This is a genomic window from Streptomyces phyllanthi, assembly GCF_009377205.1.
GTDB lineage: Bacteria > Actinomycetota > Actinomycetes > Streptomycetales > Streptomycetaceae > Streptomyces > Streptomyces phyllanthi.
In genome coordinates this window covers 1-4,044 of sequence record NZ_VJZE01000642.1, presented here as the reverse complement: position 1 = coordinate 4,044, position 4,044 = coordinate 1, and the positions used below count along the sequence as shown (strand labels likewise).

At 71.6% G+C, this 4,044-nt stretch carries 4 protein-coding genes; 3 read left to right on the top strand and 1 reads right to left on the bottom strand.

From position 1 onward, the window contains the following. The first annotated feature begins 282 nt into the window (after positions 1 to 282). From FNH04_RS42655 to FNH04_RS42645, 3 genes are read left to right on the top strand one after another with little or no spacing between them, the layout of a single operon-like run. Positions 283 to 1,434 (top strand): Gfo/Idh/MocA family protein, encoded by a 1,152-nt coding sequence (locus FNH04_RS42655; RefSeq protein WP_322725482.1) that lies wholly within the window; start codon positions 283 to 285, stop codon positions 1,432 to 1,434. Continuing rightward, positions 1,431 to 2,582 carry a dihydrodipicolinate synthase family protein gene (locus FNH04_RS42650; RefSeq protein WP_322725480.1) on the top strand — a complete coding sequence of 384 codons (1,152 nt, stop codon included), beginning with the start codon at positions 1,431 to 1,433 and terminating at the stop codon, positions 2,580 to 2,582. The genes FNH04_RS42655 and FNH04_RS42650 overlap by 4 nt, the downstream gene beginning before the upstream one ends. 38 nt (positions 2,583 to 2,620) lie before the next feature. Beyond that, positions 2,621 to 3,418, top strand: coding sequence for a sugar phosphate isomerase/epimerase family protein (locus FNH04_RS42645; RefSeq protein WP_152791612.1), 798 nt, complete (start codon positions 2,621 to 2,623; stop codon positions 3,416 to 3,418). Positions 3,419 to 3,524: 106 nt separating this feature from the next. On the opposite strand, the gene FNH04_RS47005 is transcribed toward FNH04_RS42645, so the two are convergent. Further along, positions 3,525 to 4,044, bottom strand: a 520-nt coding sequence (locus FNH04_RS47005; protein WP_194237003.1) for a hypothetical protein, incomplete at its 5' end; no start/stop codon positions are given.

Genomic DNA, 4,044 nt, shown 5'->3' with positions numbered 1-4,044 from the left:
GCCCACACCCTCGCCCACACCCCGCACGGACGCGCCCCGCCGCGTACGACCCGCCACGCGCATCCCGCCTCGGGCGCTCACCCCCGGCACCCGCACGCCGCCGCATGCCGCCGCACGGAAAGCCGTATACCAAAGCGTGCAAACTCCTCGCCCGCGCGGTCTTGTCCGATGTGCCGCACAGAGGCTAGCGTCTCATGTCATAGAAAGCGCTTGCTGTAACGCTCATCTGTCCAGTCATCCACATGGGCGTACGCGGCGCACGGCGCGTACGAAGGGAATGACGTGACACGCAAGACGGTGCGTATCGCCATGAACGGCGTGACGGGGCGCATGGGCTACCGCCAGCACCTCGTCCGGTCCATCCTGGCCATCCGCGAGCAGGGCGGTCTCGATCTGGGCGACGGCACCGTGCTGTGGCCCGAGCCGATCCTCGTCGGCCGCCGTGAGCACGCCCTCAAGGCCCTCGCCGAGCAGCACGGCCTGGACCACTGGGCGACGGACGTGGACGCGGTCCTCGCCGACGAGACCGTGGACATCTACTTCGACGCGCAGGTCACCTCGGCCCGCGAGGAGGCGATCAAGAAGGCGGTCGCCGCCGGCAAGCACATCTACACCGAGAAGCCGACCGCCACCGGTCTGGAGGGCGCCCTGGAGCTGGCCCGGCTCGCGAACGAGGCCGGCGTCAAGCACGGCGTCGTCCAGGACAAGCTCTTCCTCCCGGGCCTGCTCAAGCTCAAGCGCCTCATCGACGGCGGCTTCTTCGGCCGCATCCTCTCCGTGCGCGGCGAGTTCGGCTACTGGGTGTTCGAGGGCGACTGGCAGCCCGCCCAGCGCCCCTCCTGGAACTACCGCGCCGAGGACGGCGGCGGCATCGTCGTCGACATGTTCCCGCACTGGGAGTACGTCCTCCACGAGCTCTTCGGGCGGGTCACGTCCGTACAGGCCCTCACCGCCACCCACATCCCGCAGCGCTGGGACGAGCAGGACAAGCCGTACGACGCCACCGCCGACGACGCCGCGTACGGCGTCTTCGAGCTGGAGGGCGGCGCCATCGCCCAGATCAACTCCTCCTGGGCCGTACGCGTCAACCGCGACGAGCTGGTCGAGTTCCAGGTGGACGGCACGGAGGGCTCGGCCGTGGCCGGTCTGCGCAACTGCCGTGTCCAGCACCGCAGCACCACCCCCAAGCCCGTCTGGAACCCGGACATCCCGGCGACGTACTCCTTCCGCGACCAGTGGCAGGAGGTCCCGGACAACGAGGAGTTCGACAACGGCTTCAAGGCCCAGTGGGAGCTGTTCCTCAAGCACGTCTACGCCGACGCGCCCTACCACTGGGACCTGCTGGCCGGCGCCCGCGGCGTCCAGCTCGCCGAACTGGGCCTGAAGTCCTCGGCCGAGGGCCGCCGTCTCGACGTACCGGAGATCCAGCTGTGACGATCCGACTGCCGGGTGCCGGTGGGGAGTTGCGCACCTACACCCCCCGAGCGGAACCGCTCGCCCTCACCACGGGCGCGCCCTTCGTCTCCCGTACGGTCTTCTCGGCCGCGCACGTCGTGGCCGACCCGTACGCGGACGTGTCCCCCGACTCGCCCGCCGCCGTGGACTGGGACGCGACCCTCGCGTTCCGCCGCCATCTGTGGTCGCACGGCCTGGGCGTCGCCGAGGCCATGGACACCGCCCAGCGCGGGATGGGCCTCGACTGGGCGGGCGCGGCGGAGCTGATCCGCCGCAGCGCCGCCGAGGCGAAGGCGGTCGGCGGCCGGATCGCGTGCGGGGTGGGGACGGACCAGCTCACCGCCGGCTCGCCGGTGGAGATCCGCAAGGCGTACGAGGAGCAGCTGGCCGTCGTCGAGGAGTCCGGCGCCCAGGCGATCCTGATGGCGTCGCGGGCCCTCGCGGCGGCGGCCTCGGGTCCCGAGGACTACCTGGAGATCTACGGCCACCTGCTCCGTCAGGCCTCCGAGCCGGTGATCCTGCACTGGCTCGGCCCGATGTTCGACCCGGCGCTGGAGGGCTACTGGGGGTCGTCGGACCTGGACGCGGCCACGGACACCTTCCTGGAGGTGATCTCGGCGCACCCGGACAAGGTGGACGGCATCAAGGTCTCGCTCCTGGACGCGCAGCGCGAGATCGACCTCCGGCGCAGGCTGCCGCAGGGCGTCCGCTGCTACACCGGCGACGACTTCAACTACCCGGAGCTCATCGCGGGCGACGAGAAGGGCTTCAGCCACGCCCTGCTCGGCATCTTCGACCCGCTGGGGCCGTTGGCCGCCGAGGCGGTCCGCGTGCTGGACACGGGTGACGTGAAGGGCTTCCGGGAGCTCCTCGACCCGACGGTCGAGCTGTCCCGCCACCTCTTCCGGACGCCCACCCGCTTCTACAAGACGGGGGTCGTCTTCCTTGCCTGGCTGGCGGGCCACCAGTCGCACTTCACGATGGTCGGCGGGCTGCAGTCGGCCCGCTCGCTCCCGCACTTCGCCCGGGCGTACGAACTGGCCGACGGACTGGGCCTGTTCCCGGACCCGGCGCTGGCGGAGGCCCGGATGAGGAACCTGCTGACGGTGTACGGGGTGGCCCAGTGAGCACGATCGGTGATCTGTCCCGCTTCTCCATCAACCAGATGACGGTGAAGCAGCTGTCCCTGCCCGACCTGGTGGACGCCTGTCTGGAGCTGGGCGTCCCGGGTGTCGGCCTGTGGCGGGAGCCGGTCCAGTCGTACGGCGTGGAGGCGACGGCGAAGCTGGTCCGCGACGCGGGTCTCGCCGTCACCACCCTGTGCCGGGGCGGCTTCTTCACGGCGATCGACCCGGAGGAGCGCGCCAGGGCCCTGGACGACAACCGCCGGGCGATCGACGAGGCGGCCACGCTCGGCACGGACACCCTGGTCCTGGTCTCCGGGGGCCTCCCGGCCGGCTCCAAGGACCTGCACGGCGCCCGGGAGCGCATCGCGGACGCGCTGGCCGAGCTGGGCCCGTACGCCGCGGAGAGGGGCGTACGGCTGGCCATCGAGCCCCTGCACCCGATGTACGCCTCGGACCGCTGCGTGGTGTCCACGCTGGCCCAGGCCCTGGACCTGGCGGAGCGCTTCCCGGCGGACCAGGTGGGCGTGACCGTGGACACGTACCACATCTGGTGGGACGACACCGCCCCTGCCCAGATCGCCCGCGCGGGGGCCTCCGGCCGTATCCACACCTTCCAGCTCGCCGACTGGACCACCCCGCTGCCCGAGGGCGTGCTGACCGGCCGGGGCCAGATCGGCGACGGCGCGATCGACATGCGGGAGTGGAAGGCTTACGTCGAGGCGGCCGGCTACACCGGCCCCATCGAGGTGGAGCTCTTCAACGACGGGCTGTGGGCACGCGACGGCCGCGAGGTCCTCGCGGAGACGGCGGCGCGCTTCGTGGAACACGCTGCCTGACGGCGGCCTGACGGCTGCCTGACCCGCGGCCTGCTCGCGGGCCCGACGAGAGCGCAGGGGCGTCCTCCCGTGGCGGGGGCGCCCCTCGTCGCCCGATCGCGCGGCGTCAGTACTTCGGCCGCTTGAACCACAGTCCCGCGCTCCCCTGGCTGAGGAGTACGACGGTGGTGATGGCGCCGATGAGGGCGAATCCGCCGCCACCGCCGCCCTCACCGTTCAGGGCGTTGGCCACGTTGCCCAGGGCGAAGACGATCTGGATGCTCGCCAGCACGATCGAGGTGACGCGCATGCCGTTGCCCGAGTGGGCGTAGAAGAAGGCCATGACGCAGAGGGGCCAGCCCAGCAGGTTCCCGCCGATGGCGCGGCCCGCCTCGTACGCGCCGCCGGTGATCGACGCCAGGATCACCACCAGCAGGCTCAGCCCTCCCGTCACCCATATGACGATCTGCGCGGCCCGCACACTGGTCGGCATGGTGACCGGGAACGGCATGGGGGCGTAGTACTGGTTCGGGCCCGGGTGGGGGTACGGCTGCCCGTACGGTGCCGGGGTGCCGTACGGCGGTTGCGCGCCGTAGGGCGGCTGGGTGCCGTACGGCGGCTGGGACCCGTAGGGCGGCTGGGACCCG